This is a genomic window from Nocardia sp. CC201C, from assembly GCF_030010695.1.
Classification (GTDB): domain Bacteria; phylum Actinomycetota; class Actinomycetes; order Mycobacteriales; family Mycobacteriaceae; genus Nocardia; species Nocardia otitidiscaviarum.
This window is the reverse complement of sequence record NZ_JASCXP010000135.1, coordinates 1-16,592: the sequence shown is the minus strand read 5'-3', so window position 1 is coordinate 16,592 and position 16,592 is coordinate 1. Positions and strand designations below refer to the sequence as shown.

Here is a 16,592-nt window from a genome sequence, read left to right as displayed (position 1 = left end):
CACAGGTGGGGGGTTATGACCTGGGTGTCGGCCACGGGGCTGGTGTTCGCCTTGCCTAACACCGCGGTGTAGCCGCCCAGTGCCGCGGCGGCGGAACCGGTTTCGATGGTCTCGGTGTCCTCGCGGCCCGGCTCGCGCAGATGCGTGTGCAGGTCCACGAAGCCGGGCAGCAGGTACTGCCCGGTGCCGTCGACGATCTCGGCGTCGGTGATCCCCAGATCGGTGCCGATCTGCCGGATCTCACCGTCGGCGAGCAACACGTCCACCGGTTCGCCCTCGCCGTACAGCCGCACGCTCTTGATCAGCACGTTGCCGCCGTTCATGCCACCACCTCGTCCGTTCCGACCAGCAGGCGGAACAGCACCGCCATCCGCATATGCACTCCGTTGTTGACCTGTTGCAGCACAGCGGCTTTCGGGGAATCTGCGACCGACGCGGCGATCTCCATGCCGCGCAGCATCGGCCCGGGGTGCAGCACCACCGCGTGCTCGTCGAGCATGTCCAGCCGCCGCTGGTTGAGCCCGTAGTTGATCGAGTATTCGCGGGCCGACGGGAAGAAGCCGCCGTTCATCCGCTCGGCCTGCACCCGCAGCATCATGACCGCGTCCGCGCCCGGCAGTTCGGCGTCGAGCGAGTGCGAGATCCGCACCGGCCACGCCTCCACGCCCACCGGCAGCAGGGTGCGCGGCGCGACCAGCACCACCTCCGCGCCGAGCGTATCGAGCAGGAAGGCGTTCGAGCGCGCCACCCGGCTGTGCAGGATGTCGCCCACGATGACGACCCGCTTGCCCGCCAGGTCACCGAGCCGCTGCCGCAGTGTCAGCGCATCGAGCAGGGCCTGGGTGGGGTGCTCGTGCATGCCGTCACCGGCATTGATGATCGCCGGGCCGGGACCGCTGTAACCGCTCGCGGCGTCCTGCATCTCGGTGAACCAGCGGGCGATCTGATGCGCCGCGCCCGAGGCCGGATGCCGGACGATGAGCGCGTCCGCGCCCGCCGCGTGCAGGGTCAGCGCGGTATCGCGCAGCGACTCACCCTTGGAGACCGAGGAACTCGACGCGCTCACATTGATCACGTCGGCGCTCATCCACTTGCCCGCCACCTCGAAGGAGACGCGGGTGCGGGTGGAGTTCTCGAAGAACACCGTCATGACCGTGCGACCGCGCAGCGTGGGCAGCTTCTTGACCTCGCGGCCCAGCAGCGCCTGCTCGAACCGCTCGGCCTCGTCCAGCAAACCGGTGGCGGTCGCGCGGTCCAGGTCGGTGACCGACAGCAGATGCCTCACTTGTCACCCTCCTGGGCCAGGTACACACCGTCGCGGCCGTCGTGTTCGCGCAGCAGCACCGAGATGTCCTCGGTGCGCGCGGTGGGCACGTTCTTGCCGACGTAGTCGGCGCGAATGGGCAGTTCCCGATGGCCGCGATCGATGAGCACCGCGAGCTGCACGGCCCGCGGACGGCCCAGGTCGCGCAGCCCGTCCAGGGCCGAGCGCACGGTCCGGCCCGAGAACAACACATCGTCGACCAGCACGACCAGCGCGTCCTCGATACCACCCTCGGGCACCGAGGTGCGTTCCAGCGGACGGTGCGGGCGACTGCGCAGATCGTCGCGGTAGAGGGTGATGTCGAGCGAGCCGAGCGCGGGGCGCACCCCGGCGAACTCCTCGATCTTGAGTGCCAGTCGATTGGCGAGAGTCGTTCCGCGCGTGGGAATTCCGATCAACACGACGCGCGCGGCGGCGGGGTCGGCGGAATCGAGCGCGGTCTTCTCGATGATCTGATGCGCCATGCGCGCGATGGTGCGGCCGACATCCGAATCCGACAGCAGTTCACGCCCGGTCTGAATCCGCTCGGGATCGTGCCGCTGGGAATGCTCGGCAGCGCTCGACTTGGCGGCCCGGTCTTCGGGCACGGCCATGCCGACCTCCTTCCCCGCCTCACTGGACGGTCCGTTAAAGGATGTCTTTCGGGGCAAGAGCCTAACAGCGCCGCGCGCCGCCGAATCCGCCGCACCCCCTCGGCAACCCTGTGGCAGCCGGTGCGGCAATACGGCGACGACCAGCGGGGATCACAGAAGCGCCGGTCCGGACAGCAGGTGCCCGGTTACGGGCCGGTTGGCGACTGTGGCCAGGTTCACGTGCCGGTGCGGCACGAATGGTGCGACATACATATCTTGATGCGCATATTTCAATTCCAATATGCGCATCAAGTCCACCCCGCCAGAACTCCGACTCGGATACGGGTTCGCGGCGGCGGCATCGGACTATGATCAGACCGTTTGGTCTTTGCAGAGGTCCGCCGTCATCACCGGATGCTGGAAGGAATCTCAAATGAGCGAACCCGTGGCTTGGATCTTGGGTCTTGCCCTCATCATCGCCGGACCGCTGATCGGTATCGCACTGCGCCGCGTCGTCGATCGCATCGCCGCCAAGACCCTCGTCGCCTCCACCGCACCGGACAGCCAGACCGCACGCCGACTCGTGCTCGGGCTGGGACACGATCTGGCGGTGCCGGTGTGTGCGCTGGTGGCCCTCGCACTCGCACTCGACCTGCCGGGCATCCCCTTCCCGACCGAGATCATCCACCGGGTCCTCAAGGGCGCCCTGGTGGTCGCGGTCACCTTCGCGATCGCGCGGCTGGCCGCCGACGTCGTCACCTCCGTGATCCGCCGCATCAGCGGTATCGCCGGATCGGTGAGCCTGTTCGCCACCATCACGCGCGTCATGATCTATGTCGTCGGCGCACTGATCACCCTGGACAGCGTGGGCATCCGCGTGACACCGCTGCTGGGAGCGCTCGGCGTCGGCGCGTTGGCCATCGCCCTCGCCCTCGAGGGCACGCTCGCCAATCTGTTCGCCGGGGTGCACATACTCGCCTCGCGCACGGTCCAGCCGGGCGACTTCGTCCGACTCGACACCGGCGAGGTCGGCTGGATCACCGATGTCAACTGGCGCACCACCAGCATTCGCGAGATTCCGGGCAATGTCGTCATCGTGCCGAACCGCAAGTTCGCCGACGCCATCCTCACCAACTTCAACCATCCCGCCCAGGACATGTCGATCACCGTCGAGGTCAGCACCAGTTATGACAGCGACCTGGACCAGGTGGAGCGGGTAACCCTGGAGGTGGCGCGGAAGGTGATGTGCGAACTCGACGTGGGCGTGCCCGATGCCGAACCGCGGGTGCGATTCCACACCTTCGGCGATTCGGGGATCGGCTTCCGGGCGGTGCTGCGCACCCGGCAGTACGAGGATCAATACCTGCTCGTCAGTGAGTTCATCAAAGCGCTGCATCGACGCTTCCGGATGGAAGGCATCGTCATCCCCTACCCCATTCGCGTACTCCACACCGCCCCGATCACCGAGCCGCGCACGGTACCGCTCGTCGATCCGGCACCACTCGAGACCGCTCTTCGTACACCGTAAACCCCGGTGTGCGATGCTCGTGGGGTGAGCAACGAAGCTGACCACACCGAACCGACCCGCATGACCTTCCGCGGCTACGGCGGCATCGATATCGCCGGTGACAGCTGGGGCCCGGCCGACGCGCCCCTCGTCGTCTTCCTGCACGGCGGCGGCCAGACGCGGCATTCCTGGAAGGACTCCGGACTCGCGCTGGCCAAGGCCGGACTGCACGCGGTACTGCTCGACGCCCGCGGGCACGGCGACAGCGACTGGGCGGCCGACGGCGACTATCGACGCGACGCCATGGTCGGCGACCTGATGGCGGTGCTGGCGCAACTCGACAAGCCCGCGTTCGTGGTGGGCGCGAGCATGGGCGGGCTCACCGGCCTGCTCGCCACCGCGCACCCGGAACGGGAGCGCATCACCGGCCTGGTGCTCGTCGACGTGGTGCCGCGCCCCGAACGCGCGGGCGTGGAGCGCGTACTCGATTTCCTGGGCGGTCACCGCGAGGGTTTCGCGACCCTGGAGGAGGCCGCCGACGCGGTGGCCGAGTATCTCCCCCATCGCCGCCGACCGCGCAATCCCGAAGGGCTGCTGCGCAATCTGCGCCAGCGCGCGGACGGGCGCTGGTACTGGCACTGGGATCCGGCCATGATGTCCCGCCGCGGTGCGGGTGAGGACATCGAATTGCACAGCGAGATACTGGAATCCGCCGCCCGCGACCTGACGATCCCGGTGCTGCTGGTGCGCGGCGCGCTCTCCGACGTGGTGAGCGAGGAGGGGGTGGCCGCCTTCCGCGCATTGGTCCCGCACGCCGACTACACCGAGATCGGCACCGCCGCCCACACCGCGGCCTCCGACGCCAACGACGAATTCACCGACGCGGTAGTCGATTTCGTCCGCGCACACGTCGACGTCGACTGAGTCGCGAGCCCAGCGCATCGGCATCTCACGATTCGCCCGACACGGAACTCGTGACTGGGATAGCATTCTGGTCACGAGTTCGACCGATGCCCGGAGGTGATCGTGGCCCGAACGCAGCGAGTGGATCTCCACGAGCGTGCCGACGCGATTCTGGACGCCGCCACCGAACTGATGCTGACGACCGCTGCGCGTGACCTCCGCATCGAGGAGGTCGCGAGGCGGGCCGGAGTCGGCAAGGGGACGGTCTACCTGCATTGGGCCAGCCGCGAGGAGTTGATGCTCGCCGTCGGCGCCCGCGAAGCGGTCGCCATGCTCGCCACCGTCATCGCCGCGATGCGCGCGGATCCGATCGAGGTGGCCCTGCATCGCTATCTGCGTCGCCACTTTCTCGAGGCCATGCGGCGACCCATCCTGCACAGCCTGTTCGTCACCGACCACACCCGGCTCGGCGCACTCGCCGACCATCCGGCCCGCACCGGGCTGGCGGCGGCCAAACTCCGTGCCGCACACGACCATCTGGCCGTACTGCGTGAGCATCGGCTGCTGCGCCCCGGCCTGCATCCGGTCGACGTCGACTTCAGCGCGCAAGCCATCGCCTACGGATTCTTCGCCGCCACCCCACTGCTGTCCGGCGACACGCGCTTCACCCTCGACCATCGGGCGGATCAGCTCGCCGACGTCATCCGCCGATCCTTCGAACCGGCCCACCGGCCCGCCCCCGAACGCTACGCCGCCGCCGCACCGCGGGTCGTCGACGCCTTCGAACGCCTTCGGAACGAGTTCCGCCGCATCGCCTACGGCGCCGCCGCCGACTGAATCACCTGCCCGAGAGAGAGTTCCGCCCCATGCTCACCAGTGAGATCACCGGACTGCACCACGTCGGCCTCGTCGTGCACGATCTGAGCGACGCGATCGACACGTTCCGCCGCTTCGGCTTCCGGATCGCCGCACCGACCTATCCGGCATTGCCGCCGACCCCCGGCGCGGTGCCGGAGCCCGTCGGAGCGGGCAATACCCATGCCGACTTCGCCCGCGGCTTCCTCGAATTGCTCGCGGTCACGATCGCGGACGGGGCTCGCATTCCCGCCGACGCCACACTCGTACCCTTGCACATCCCGGCGGAGCGGCTGGACGCGACCAGAGCGGCGATCCGGCATACCGTCGCGGGCCTCACCGAACGGCTGGAGCGTTTCGAGGGAGCCCACATTCTGATCTTCGCCACCGCCGACGCCGAGCAGACCGCCGCCAGGATCGCGGCCGAAGGGGTGGCACACGGAGGTGTCGTCGTGGCGCAGCGGCCGATCACCACCGCCGAGGGCACCAGCCCCCAGCCGATCTCCTACCTCGAAATCCACGACCCCGCGACGAAGGCGGCCATCCTGCCCGAGGGCCGGGTAGGCGTCGCCGAGGACGTCCCGGCCACCGTCCTCGACGCCCAGACCGGGCTCGACCATCCCAATGGCGCGGTCGGCCTCGTCGAATGCGTCCTCTGCGTCGACGACGAAGAGCTCGACGCCACCGCCGCACGTTACGAACGCTATCTCGGTATCGCCGCGCACCACGAAAGCTCCTCCTACGGTTTCTCGCTCGGCACGCATCGACTCACCCTCACCACACCGCGCGCGGTCGCGGCGCGACTGCCGGGTGAACGGCCGAGGACCCCGGCGCTGTCCGCCTACACCATCGAGGTGACCGACCTCGCCGCCGCGGAACGGCTGCTGCGCGACCGGGACGTCCCGCTGCGCACCGCCGCCACCGGTGAGCTCTTCATCCCGGCCGCGGCCGCGTGCGGTGCGGCCGTGCTGATCCGCGCAGCCACCGCGAGCGCCTGATCGACCGCGGCCGCGCGCAAGGGTCCGAGGTCTCCACATCGATGACCCACGCCGCTGTGGCGGCGACTTTCCGTGGCACACACTGGAACACGGCAATGGCGGTGCGAGGTCGTCGCGCACCGCGAACGGGTTCCAGTGGAATCGAGTGGAATCAATGCATCCTTCCGTGCAGGCGCGGCTCTCCGTTGGGCGGACGGTCCGGGCCATGGCCCGCTGTCTGATCCGGACTCTCGAACTGCTGGCACGCCGACGCATCCACCTTCCGGTGGTCAATCGCGGGGCGCGCATCGACTTCGCGGACGGGACCACGGCGCGCGTCTTCCGGGAGACGGTGATCGACCGCGCCGCCGCGCGGAATCCAGGTGTGCTGGCCGTCGAGTTCCGGCTGCGCGCGGTGCACGGTGCGGGCCATGCGCTGTTCCGCCGGGAGAGCCTGCTCAACACCCTGCTCTTCGCCGGATTCCCGGGGCTGATCACGAAGCTGTGGCTCGCGCACGACCAGCGGGGGCGGTATCGCGGACTGTACGAGTGGGACGATCCGGCGGCGGCCGAATCGTACGCCCGCACGCTGTGGGGCGTTCTCGCGCTCGTCTGCGTGCCGGGTTCGATCGCCTACCGGGTACTCCCCGGCCTGCGGCGCGCCGACCTGCTGGAACCTGCGGACTCGTGCGGGGCGGGCGACACCATCGAGGACGACCGCTGGTGGCTGCCGGTGCGGTCGAGCCGGCCGATCGTCGCCACGGCACCCGTCGGCATCGCGTCCTGACACGCCCGACGCACCCGCTTGAACATACGTTCGATCGAACGTAGATTCGATGACATGTCCACTCCATTGCAGGGCTCGCTGCTCGATGGCTTCGACGGCGAGCCGGTCCTGGGCTCGCTGTCCGGCCTGCGGCGCACCGTGCTGGCCGAGGAGGCCTGGGTCGATGTGCTGCCCGGCTGGCTCACCGGTGCGGACGCGCTGTTCGAGCGGCTGGCCGCCGAGGTGCCGTGGCGCGCGGACCGGCGACCCATGTACGAGCGCGTGGTGGACGTGCCCCGGCTGCAATGCTTCTACGCGGAAGGCCGCGCCCTACCGGATCCGATACTGAACCGGGCCCGGGACGCCTTGACCGCGCACTACCGTCGGGAGCTCGGGGAACCGTTCCGCACCGCGGGCCTGTGCTACTACCGGCACGGCGACGACAGCGTCGCCTGGCACGGCGACACCATCGGCCGCGGGGCCGCCCACGACACCATGGTCGCCATCGTGTCGATCGGCGCGGCACGCCCCCTGCTGTTGCGCCCGCGCGGCGGTGGCGCGAGCCTGCGCTATTCGCTCGGGCACGGCGATCTGATCGTCATGGGCGGCTCCTGCCAGCGCACCTGGGAGCATGCCGTGCCGAAGACCCGCCGCCCGGTCGGCCCCCGCATCAGCATCCAGTTCCGTCCGCGCGGGGTGCGCTGAGCAGGCAATCTTGCGTTGGAGCGCACTCCAGCTCCTAGGTTCGTCGCATGAACAGCATCCCATCCACCCTTGCCGCCGCCGATCGCTTCGAGCGAGGTGCGGCGGTGCTGCGCGCCGTCTCCGGCACCGAGCATCCGGAGGCCCTCGACAGCCTCGCCGATATCGCACCCGACCTGGCCCGCCTCACCGTCGAGTTCGCCTACGGCGATATCAACGCCCGTCCCGGTCCGACGCTGCCGCAACGGCAGCTGGCGACCGTGGCAGCGCTGGCCGCGCTCGGAAACGCGATGCCGCAGTTGCGATTCCACATCGACGGCGCGCTGAACGTGGGATGCGCGCCCGGCGAGATCGTCGAGGTGCTCATCCACGTCTCGCTGTACGCGGGATTCCCGGCGACGCTCAACGCGCTCACGGTGGCGCGGGAAGCATTCCAGGCCCGGCCCGATCTCGGCTTCACGCCGACGACCGTGCCCGCCGCCGCCGATCGCTTCGACCGCGGGCGCACCACCCTGTCCGCCGTAGACGGTCATGCCGGCGAACAGGTCATCGCGGCACTGGCCGATATCGCACCGGACCTGGGTCGCTACATCATCGAATTCGGCTTCGGCGACATCTACTCCCGCCCCGGGCTGGATCTGCGGTCACGCGAACTGGCCACGGTGGCGATGTGCACCGCGCTGGGAACCGCCGCACCGCAGCTGAAGGTGCATCTGCACGGGCTGCTCAATGTCGGCGGCACCCGCGCCGAGGCCGTCGAAGTGATCATGCAGATGGCGGTGTACGCCGGATTCCCCGCGGCACTGAACGGAATCACCGCCGCGCGTGCGGTGTTCGCCGAACGCGATGAGAGGGGCGGGGCCGGGCGGGAATGAGCCGCCGCCGGGCAGGGTTCCACCCCGGCGTAACCGCTGGGGTATCCGGCCTATCTGCGCCAGCAGGCCGAATTGAGTTTGCGCCGTTTGGGACTCGACCGTATCGATCTGCTCCAGCTGCACCGCATCGACCCGAACGTCCCGCTCGCCGAGCAGATCGGCGCGCTGAAGCAACTGGTCGACGAGGGCAAAGTACGCCATATCGGTCTGTCGGAGGCGAGTGTGGCGCAGCTGCGGGAGGCGGCAACCATCACCCCGATCGCGAGTGTGCAGAATCTGTACAACCTCGGCGACCGGCACCATGAGGATGTGGTGGATTACACTGCCGCACCGGGGATCGCGTTCATTCCGTTCTTCCCGGTGGCCATGGGCGCGCATGCCGCACCGGATGGCCCGGTGGCGGCCGTGGCCGCGGCGGTCGGGGCGACTCCGGCGCAGACGGCGCTGGCCTGGCTGCTGCGCCGCTCCCCCACCGTCCTGCCGATTCCGGGCACCACCTCACTGGCACATCTCGAGGAGAACTTCGCGGCGGCGCGGGTGACGCTCAACGACGAGCAGTTCGAGCGGCTCTCGGCGGTCGCGCCGCCCGTGGCCGCGGCGTAATCCGCTGGGCAAAGCGGACTTTCAGGGCCGTCTCGCGAATTCCGGGGCGTGTTCGGGTAGTACACCCCGGCCCACCAGAAACGGCGGGATACTGCGGACGATCGGAATGCGGCGGAAGACGCGCAGGGCCAGCGGCGGTCGTTCGGCATTCGACAGGTTCACCCGGCCGCGTACCGCCGGTCCGATGACGTTGGCGTGGGCGAAGCGCTGCATGGCCTGGGTGACCGCGGTCGGCAGGATGCGTCTGCGCTGCACCCGGCGCAGGTCCGCGGTCGTCACGCCGCCCGCGCGCAATGACGGCGCGAGGATGCGCGCCGCCGCCACGGCATCCTGGACGGCGAGGTTGATCCCGACACCGCCGACCGGGGACATGGCGTGCGCGGCGTCGCCGATGCAGAGCAGGCCGTCGGTGTACCACCGGTCCAGGCGGTCGAGCTGCACGTCGAGCAGTTTCACCTCGTCCCAGCCGGTGAGGGCGTCACGGCGGTCGGCCAGCCAGGGCACCACCTCGACCATGCTGTCCATGATCTCGCCGACCGGTCCCGCGCGCAGGGCCGCATCGGCGCCCTTGCCGATCAATGTCGCCGCCTGCCAATAGTCGCCGCGATCGAGCAGGACGGCCACCCGGTCGGCGGCGAGCACCGGGACCGCACCCGCCGGATCGGTGTCGTTGCGCGGCAACCGGAACCACCACACATCGAACGGTGTGGCCCAGCGCCGTGACCCGAGACCGACGGCACGCCGCAGCGTCGAGTCACGGCCGTCGCAGGCGACCGTGAGATCGGCCCGAATCTCGCCTTCCGCACCGTCTTTCGTGCGGTAGCGAACACCCGCCACCCGGCCGTCCGCCCGCAGCAGATCCGTGGCCTCGGTGTTCATCCGCAGCCGGAAGGTGGGTTCGGCATCCCCGGCGCGTGCCAGCAGATCCAGCAGATCCCACTGCGGAACCATGGCGATGTACGTGTATCGCCCCGGAATGCGGTCGAACGTGGCGACGGTCCGCATCGTGCCGCCGATCGGCAGCTGCACCGAACGCAGCCGCCGCTGCGGCAGTTTCGCGAATTCGTCCATGAGCCCGAGTTCGTCGAGAAGTTCCAGGGTGGTGGGATGTACGGTGTCGCCGCGGAAGTCGCGCAGGAAGTCACCGTGCTTCTCCAGTACCGTGACCTCGACGCCGCCGCGAGCCAGCAACAGCCCCAACACCATTCCCGCCGGACCACCTCCGGCGACGAGACAGGTCGTGCGTTCCATCGCCGCACCTCCCGAGTCGGAATCGCACCGTCTCCGCCGATGGTAGTGGTGCTAGCGGTCGGCCGAGTCCCGGTAGAGCAGGAAGAAGTACGGCTGTTCCAGTCCGCGCATATCCATGACGCCGAGCAGCGTGCGGTCGTCGACGCGCCGGAAGATATCGATGATCGGCAGGTGATCGTAGATCATGGCGGCGCTGGACCTGCCACGGAATTCCAGGTCACGCAGTCGAGCGCGCGGCGTGCCGGCGCGCAGCAGCGGACGCAGCACACCGAGCGACCGGCGCACCGGCCGCAGCGTCGCGGCGGGCACCTTGCCCGCCAGAAACAGCGGGACCCGCCGCGGATCCACCGGGAACAACTGCCCGTCAGGGGTGCTGAACACCAGCGGCTGCACCGCGTCCGCGCTGTCGAAGCGCTTGCCGTACCAGCCGGATTCGACCAGGACGCCCCGCCACGGATGCCCGGTATCCAGCTCATCCCCGCGCCACAGCCCGTCGGTGATCTCCTCCACCCGCACGGTGGGCAAGGTGTCGAACAGTTGCCACGCCTGCTCCGGCGTACACCCGCCCCGCAGTTCCCGCAGCCGCTCCGCTCCGTCGATACCCAATCGCCCCGTCACCATCAGCCTCCACACCGAATGAATGAAAGAAATCGCCTCACAATATCTCGTTGTGATCATCGCCTCGGCGGGCGGGATTGACCTCGAGTGCGGTTGAGGACGTTGACTCGAGCCATGAGCGACACAACGAGTCAGGCGGCACCGGCCATAGCCGACACCAGCGTGGATCACACGGCGGATCGCGCGGCCATCACCGCGATCATCAAGCGGGTCGAGACCGCGTACAACACCAATGACGCCGAGTTGATGGTGGCCGATCTCGCACAGAATGCCGTGGTGGGCAATGCTGTCGGCATCCTGCAACACGGGCGGGACGCGGTACTGGAGGCGAGCCGGGCCGGACTGGCCGGATTCCTGCGGGACCAGTACGTGCGCTACGACGTGCTCGATATCGCCTTCCCCCGCCCGGATGTCGCGATCGCGCACAAGGGGGCGCGCGCGACGGATGCCTCCGGGACGCTGATCGATGCCGATCACGCCATGGTCGCCGTGTATGTGCTGGTCAAGGAGAGCGGCCGCTGGTGGACGGTGGTTCGGCAGAACACCCTGGTCCCCCGGGCCGAGTAGTTCGGCTCCGGTGAGCCCCCGGCCGGTCCTCGTACACCCCCGGCCGGGGGCTTAATTTTGTTGATCCGACAAAAACAGGGCGCAACCTCTGGTGCGCACCGTTTTAGTCATCTAGTCTAAAACATGTGCCTCACTCGAAAGGACAGTGATCACCATGGGTTACGGCCACTGGGACGACAGCGCGTACGCCGCCGCCCGTATCTTCCGCGCCGCGCGCGGACTCGACGATTTCGGCTACACCGCCGCCATGCGCGCCCAACCCTGGGACCGGTGGACCGCGCATCCGGATCTGGACCCCTTCGGCGTCACGGTGCGGGAGTCACGCGCGGTCACTGCCCATCGCGGTGCTGTTCGATGTCACCGGATCGATGCGGGTGGTGCCGCGCATCATGCAGGAGAAGCTCGGCAGGTTGCACGGCCTGTTGCGGCGCAAGGGGTACGCGGAGGATCCGCAGATCCTGTTCGGTGCCATCGGCGACGCCGATTGCGATCGGGTGCCGCTACAGGTCGGGCAGTTCGAATCCGACAATCGGATGGACGAGCAGTTGCGCCTCATCCTGCTGGAGGGCGGCGGTGGCGGGCAGAAGTCCGAAAGCTATGAATTGGCCGCGTATTTCATGGCCAAGCACACCGCGACCGACGCGTGGGACAAGCGCGGCGAGCAGGGGTATCTCTTCATCGTCGGCGACGAGCTGAACAAGCCCCGGCTGGCGGCCCGCCATATTCGCGGTGTCATCGGTGACGCCGTGCGCCAGGACATCTCGGTGCGATCGGTCTATCGGGAGCTGGCCGAGCGCTGGCACGTGCACTACATCCTGCCGAATCAGTCCAGCTACTACCGTGATCCGCAGATCGCCGAGCATTGGCGGGACCTGCTGGGCGAACGGTTCCTGCGCCTCGACGATCCGGCGGCCGTGTGCGAACTCATCGCCCTCACCATCGGCATCGGCGAGGACCGCGTGGATCTGGACGCGGGTCTGGCGGATCTGCGCGATATCGGCTCCGATACCGAGGCCGCCGCCGTCCACGCGGCGCTCGCGCCGACGGCCACCCTCCCGCGCGGCCGCGGCGCCGGGACCTCATCGAGCGACGAAACGTTCGGAAGCTGAAGGGAGACAGCGGTGTTCGGCGACAAGCACCTCATCGTGGTCGATCTCGGCTTCGGCGATGCCGGGAAGGGCGCCACCGTGGACTGGCTGTGCGCACCCGAGACGGGCTTGGACGTGGCGGCCGTGGTGCGTTTCAACGGTGGCGCGCAGGCCGCGCACACCGTGGTCGCGGGCGGACGGCGGCACACCTTCCGGCAGTTCGGGTCCGGGACCTTCTCCGGCGTCCCGACCCTGCTGTCGCGGCACATGCTGGTGGAGCCGATCGCCCTCGCCACCGAGGCCCGCGCACTCGCGGCACTCGGCGTCGCCGACCCGCTGTCGCTGCTGTCGGTGGACGGGCGGGCACTGCTGACCACGCCCGTACACGGGGCCGCCAACCGCTGCCGGGAGAATGCGAGGGGTGCCTCCCGGCACGGTTCCTGCGGTATCGGCATCGGGGAGACGGCACATTACGCGCTCACCCACGACGCGCCGCGTGTGGTCGACTGCCTGCGCCCGGATGTGCTGCGCCGCAAGCTCATCGCACTGGAGGAGCACTACCGGCCGCTGCTCGCGGGTGGGACGCACCACCACGAACCGGTGGACGCGCTGATGGAGGTCTACACCGAATTCGCCCGCACTGTCGCCATCGTGCCGGGTGATCGGCTCGCCGGATTCGCGGCCGCGGGCCGTCTGGTCTTCGAGGGCGCGCAGGGTGTGCTGCTCGACGAATGGCGCGGCCTGCACCCGTACACCACCTGGTCGACCGTGGAGCCGCGGAATGCCCACGCCATGCTCGCCCGGCTCGGCACGCCCGGCTATGTACTCGGCGTGACCCGCGCCTATCAGACGCGCCACGGCGCGGGACCGTTCCCCACCGAGGATCCGGTGCTGACATTTCCCGAACCGCACAACGGATTCGGGCGATATCAGGGCGCGTTCCGGCGCGGGCACCTCGATCCGATCCTGCTGCGCTATGCCGTGGACGCCTGCGGCGGGATCGACGGGCTCGCCGTGAACCATCTCGACGCCGTGGGCGATATTCGCACGGCCACCGGCTATCTCACCGTCGACGGCGTCGTCGACCGCATCGAGTGCGGCCCCTGGCGGGATCTCGGCTATCAGCGGCGGCTCACCGACACGCTCACCGCCGCCGTGCCGGTGCTGGCGGAGCCGCCCGGCTCGATCCCCGACTACCTCGAGCATCGACTCGGCGTACCCGTGGTGCTCGCCGCCGACGGGCCCGACCGCACCGCCCGTAGGATCCACACGCGAACTGCGGCATGATGGATCGCCGTGGAGCAGCAATCGGCCGTATCACTCGACGTCGTCGCGCTGCGCTACGGGCGTGACGACAGCACCGTCACGCTCGGCATCGCGGCCCGGCAATGGGATCCGTTCGCCGGCGCGCTCGCCCTGCCCGGGGTGCTGCTGCATCGCGGTGAACGGCTGGCCACCGCCGCCCGCCGGGCCGTCCACACCAAACTCGGTGTCCCCGAGGACGCCATCGCCGCGGTCGGCCAACTCGTCACCTTCGACGAACCCAACCGCGACCCGCGCGGACCAACCCTGTCCATCGCCATGTGGGCGGTGGTCGCCGACCGGGGCGACCCGGATACCGAATGGGTGCCGTTCGACCGGGTACCGCCGCTGGCCTTCGACCACAACGGCATCGTCGACACCGCCCGCACCCTCCTCGCCGCCATGCTCTGGAAAGACCTCGTCTTCACCAGGGCACTGGTGGGCGAGGAATTCCCGGCCACCCGCGCCGTCGAACTCACCACCGCCCTCGACGGCACCCGCCCGGACCCCGGCAACCTGAACCGCACCCTGGCGGCACTACCCGGCCTGAACCGCACCGGGGAACGGGTGCGGGTCAAGACGACCGGCCGCCCGGCAGCCGTCTGGGCCTTCGACCGATCCGCCTGAGTCGGGACACCCGCACCGCGACCGCGCGACTACGGCTGCCGCGGCATCGATGCGACCAAGCCGCGGATGGCAGCGCGCAGGCGATCGGTCGCGCCGCCCCGCGCCATGGCGCGGCCACCTCACTGCCCACCGCGCTGAAGGCCAGGCGCGAACGGTAGCCAGCGCACACCGCATCCGTGCCACGCCGACGCTCGCCTACCCCGGCCATGCCTGCAGCAGCCATTCCGGGCGGGGTGGTGGGTTCTTCACAGCCGACAGTCTGCGGAGGATGTCTTCGAGCGGCAGATAGAGATCGGCGGCCAGCTCCCCCATGACACGTAACATGGTGCCGCTGTCCAGGTCGTGTGCGATGAGGATCTCGTCCAGCACCATAGCGCTGTAGACCTGCCTGCGGGTCAGCACGATCTCCGGCAGCCAGCTGATCAACCATCGCTCGCCGTCGATTCCCCGGGTGATGCAGGCGGCGAACGCGTCGGTATTGCGACTGGTGATTCTGAGCGGGGAGGCTTCGAGTACCGCAAGGTAGGACACGGCAGGTCCCCGGTGCCTCTCGATCCACGCATGGGTGTCGTCGGTGTGGGTCGGTCCACAGGCGGCGCACGGCTCGGGGCATGCGCCCTCCGCCCGCACCGGCGGCGCGGTTCGGCTGGCACGCATGGCCAGCGAGTGCTTCAGCTTCGCCAAACCCGCGTCGATGTCGTACCGGTAGTCGCTGATTCGTTCGGAGAGAAAACTGTCAAGATCCTGGAATGCCTGCTGGATGGTCTGCATGGTCACCGGCATCCGGTCGGGAGCAGCGAGCGTGGGGTCAGGAGCGCTCATGCCTGCAACTCACCTCCGTGTGGACTGGGAAACGCTATGTCCGGGAAGCCGATCCGACGAGAACCCCGGCTCAGCATCTTCTCGATCTTCTTGCGAGCTCTGCTCTTGTGGGAACGGACGGTGACCAGCTCGATGCCGAAGATCTCCGCGACCTCCGCATCGAGAAGCCCCAGCGACCAGATCATCAACGCGATCTGATACTCGGTTTCGCTCAGATTCATCATGAGGACCTGCAACAGATCCTCCAGCTCGCGGTCACGCAGAATGCGATCGAGGGGATCGTCGTTGTCGAGCGAGCTCCGGAACAGCGAGTCGCCGTCGACGCACTCACCCACCGGTATCACGCGATCCGCGCGGCGGTGCATATCGACCACCCGGCGAGTGGCGATCGTATAGATCAACCGTCGGGCTCCGTCTTCGTCCGCTCGCGCGAAATCTCGGTCGAACTGGTCCCATACGGCGCCGAAGACCTGCTGCACGATATCGCCGGCGCGGTCGGAATCCCCCCGGAGTGCCTTGTACGCGTAGTGATAAACCATGGGGCTGAACGTCTTGAACAGATTGTCGAACGCCACGCTCGATCCGCTGAAATCATTCTCCGGCCATCCGACGTCGGTCATTCGGCAACCATCTCCTCCAGGCCGACCAGAGCGCGGTGCAGGTAGATCGGTCGCGGACCCACCTCCACGACGAGAGCGGATAATCCTCCCCCTGGACACGTGCGGGCGGAGACCACCCGGCTCCCCCGGGGCGCGCATCGCAAGATAGTACGAATCACGCAGTGGCGCTGCCATTCTCGGGCGCAGACGAGCAATTGGTACCCGATCGCCATACCAGCCAGTCCAATCGTGGGCCATATCGCGACCTGCTGGACGAGCACCGGCCAGCCGGATGAGATTGTCATGCCGATTATTCGCCAAAGGGGTGCTCGAAATTGAGGAGTACCGGCGCGCCGCATATGACACGCCGCGCAAGTCCGAGAGCGATGAATTCAGCCAAGCGGTCGCTTTCGTCGCAAACGCGCTTTTCTGTACCCGATTTCGAAACGGGTAACCCGTCGATGCCCTGCCCGGGGCGGTGCGGCGCTCCGAACGAGCGACCTCAGCCCGTGATCTCCCACTCGTAGACGGTCAGTTCCGAGGACCCGGTGGTGTGGATGGGATCGGTGTGGACGAGTTCGCGTGCGGCGTCCAGGTTTTCGGCGGTGATCACGTAGGCGCCGCCGGAGCCGTC

The 16,592-nt window shown here is 68.6% G+C and carries 17 protein-coding genes and 3 pseudogenes; 12 read left to right on the top strand and 8 right to left on the bottom strand.

Annotation, left to right across the window (positions count from 1 at the left end):
* From QK444_RS16280 to pyrR, 3 genes and pseudogenes are all read right to left on the bottom strand, one after another.
* Window positions 1-323 (bottom strand): annotated as a pseudogene (locus tag QK444_RS16280) (amidohydrolase family protein); the annotation flags it as partial.
* Window positions 320-1,285, bottom strand: a complete 966-nt coding sequence (locus tag QK444_RS16275; RefSeq protein WP_282781191.1) for an aspartate carbamoyltransferase catalytic subunit — start codon at window positions 1,283-1,285, stop codon at window positions 320-322. The gene QK444_RS16275 and the pseudogene QK444_RS16280, both read right to left, overlap by 4 nt.
* Complete coding sequence (gene pyrR / locus QK444_RS16270) at window positions 1,282-1,917, bottom strand: bifunctional pyr operon transcriptional regulator/uracil phosphoribosyltransferase PyrR (protein ID WP_029924413.1); 636 nt, start codon at window positions 1,915-1,917, stop codon at window positions 1,282-1,284. Before pyrR ends, QK444_RS16275 begins: the two co-directional genes overlap by 4 nt.
* Window positions 1,918-2,329: 412 nt before the next feature.
* On the opposite strand from pyrR, the gene QK444_RS16265 reads away from it, so the two are divergent.
* From QK444_RS16265 to QK444_RS16230, 8 genes and pseudogenes are all read left to right on the top strand, one after another.
* On the top strand, window positions 2,330-3,424 hold the full coding sequence (locus tag QK444_RS16265) for a mechanosensitive ion channel family protein (RefSeq protein ID WP_282781190.1): 1,095 nt from the start codon (window positions 2,330-2,332) through the stop codon (window positions 3,422-3,424).
* A gap of 24 nt (window positions 3,425-3,448) precedes the next feature.
* Window positions 3,449-4,327, top strand: a complete 879-nt coding sequence (locus QK444_RS16260; RefSeq protein ID WP_282781189.1) for an alpha/beta hydrolase — start codon at window positions 3,449-3,451, stop codon at window positions 4,325-4,327.
* Between the two features lie 102 nt (window positions 4,328-4,429).
* On the top strand, window positions 4,430-5,143 hold the full coding sequence (locus QK444_RS16255) for a TetR/AcrR family transcriptional regulator (RefSeq protein ID WP_282781188.1): 714 nt from the start codon (window positions 4,430-4,432) through the stop codon (window positions 5,141-5,143).
* A gap of 29 nt (window positions 5,144-5,172) precedes the next feature.
* On the top strand, window positions 5,173-6,159 hold the full coding sequence (locus QK444_RS16250; RefSeq protein WP_282781187.1) for a VOC family protein: 987 nt from the start codon (window positions 5,173-5,175) through the stop codon (window positions 6,157-6,159).
* Between the two features lie 154 nt (window positions 6,160-6,313).
* Complete coding sequence (locus QK444_RS16245; protein WP_282781186.1) at window positions 6,314-6,925, top strand: hypothetical protein; 612 nt, start codon at window positions 6,314-6,316, stop codon at window positions 6,923-6,925.
* 54 nt (window positions 6,926-6,979) lie between these two features.
* Window positions 6,980-7,609: an alpha-ketoglutarate-dependent dioxygenase AlkB gene (locus tag QK444_RS16240; protein ID WP_282781185.1), complete on the top strand. Its 630-nt coding sequence runs from the start codon at window positions 6,980-6,982 to the stop codon at window positions 7,607-7,609.
* 47 nt (window positions 7,610-7,656) lie between these two features.
* Complete coding sequence (locus tag QK444_RS16235) at window positions 7,657-8,481, top strand: carboxymuconolactone decarboxylase family protein (protein ID WP_282781184.1); 825 nt, start codon at window positions 7,657-7,659, stop codon at window positions 8,479-8,481.
* Window positions 8,482-8,514: 33 nt separating this feature from the next.
* Window positions 8,515-9,084, top strand: a pseudogene (locus tag QK444_RS16230) (aldo/keto reductase); the annotation flags it as partial.
* 21 nt (window positions 9,085-9,105) lie between these two features.
* Here the strand turns inward: QK444_RS16230 and QK444_RS16225 are convergent.
* Both QK444_RS16225 and QK444_RS16220 read right to left on the bottom strand, forming a co-directional pair.
* Window positions 9,106-10,335 carry an FAD-dependent oxidoreductase gene (locus QK444_RS16225; RefSeq protein WP_282781182.1) on the bottom strand — a complete coding sequence of 410 codons (1,230 nt, stop codon included), beginning with the start codon at window positions 10,333-10,335 and terminating at the stop codon, window positions 9,106-9,108.
* A 51-nt stretch (window positions 10,336-10,386) separates the two neighbouring features.
* Window positions 10,387-10,956, bottom strand: coding sequence for a DUF4334 domain-containing protein (locus QK444_RS16220; RefSeq protein WP_282781180.1), 570 nt, complete (start codon window positions 10,954-10,956; stop codon window positions 10,387-10,389).
* A 111-nt stretch (window positions 10,957-11,067) separates the two neighbouring features.
* Here QK444_RS16220 and QK444_RS16215 point away from each other — a divergent pair, with 111 nt between their 5' ends.
* From QK444_RS16215 to QK444_RS16200, 4 genes and pseudogenes are all read left to right on the top strand, one after another.
* Entirely contained in the window at window positions 11,068-11,520 is a 453-nt protein-coding gene (locus QK444_RS16215; protein WP_282781179.1) for an SgcJ/EcaC family oxidoreductase, read from the top strand.
* A 154-nt stretch (window positions 11,521-11,674) separates the two neighbouring features.
* Window positions 11,675-12,629, top strand: a pseudogene (locus tag QK444_RS16210) (hypothetical protein).
* Between the two features lie 12 nt (window positions 12,630-12,641).
* A complete protein-coding gene (locus tag QK444_RS16205) occupies window positions 12,642-13,895 on the top strand; it encodes an adenylosuccinate synthetase (RefSeq protein WP_282781177.1) in 1,254 nt (417 codons plus the stop codon).
* Window positions 13,896-13,904: 9 nt separating this feature from the next.
* Window positions 13,905-14,537, top strand: a complete 633-nt coding sequence (locus QK444_RS16200) for an NUDIX domain-containing protein (RefSeq protein WP_282781176.1) — start codon at window positions 13,905-13,907, stop codon at window positions 14,535-14,537.
* Between the two features lie 195 nt (window positions 14,538-14,732).
* Here QK444_RS16200 and QK444_RS16195 read toward each other — a convergent pair whose 3' ends face one another.
* The 3 genes from QK444_RS16195 to QK444_RS16185 form a co-directional block, all read right to left on the bottom strand.
* A complete protein-coding gene (locus QK444_RS16195; protein WP_282781175.1) occupies window positions 14,733-15,314 on the bottom strand; it encodes a hypothetical protein in 582 nt (193 codons plus the stop codon).
* 41 nt (window positions 15,315-15,355) lie between these two features.
* The gene (locus QK444_RS16190) at window positions 15,356-15,979 is read right to left on the bottom strand and encodes a sigma-70 family RNA polymerase sigma factor (protein ID WP_282781174.1); all 624 of its coding nucleotides are present in this window, start codon (window positions 15,977-15,979) and stop codon (window positions 15,356-15,358) included.
* 481 nt (window positions 15,980-16,460) lie between these two features.
* On the bottom strand, window positions 16,461-16,571 hold the full coding sequence (locus QK444_RS16185) for a hypothetical protein (RefSeq protein WP_282781193.1): 111 nt from the start codon (window positions 16,569-16,571) through the stop codon (window positions 16,461-16,463).
* Window positions 16,572-16,592 lie beyond the last annotated feature (21 nt).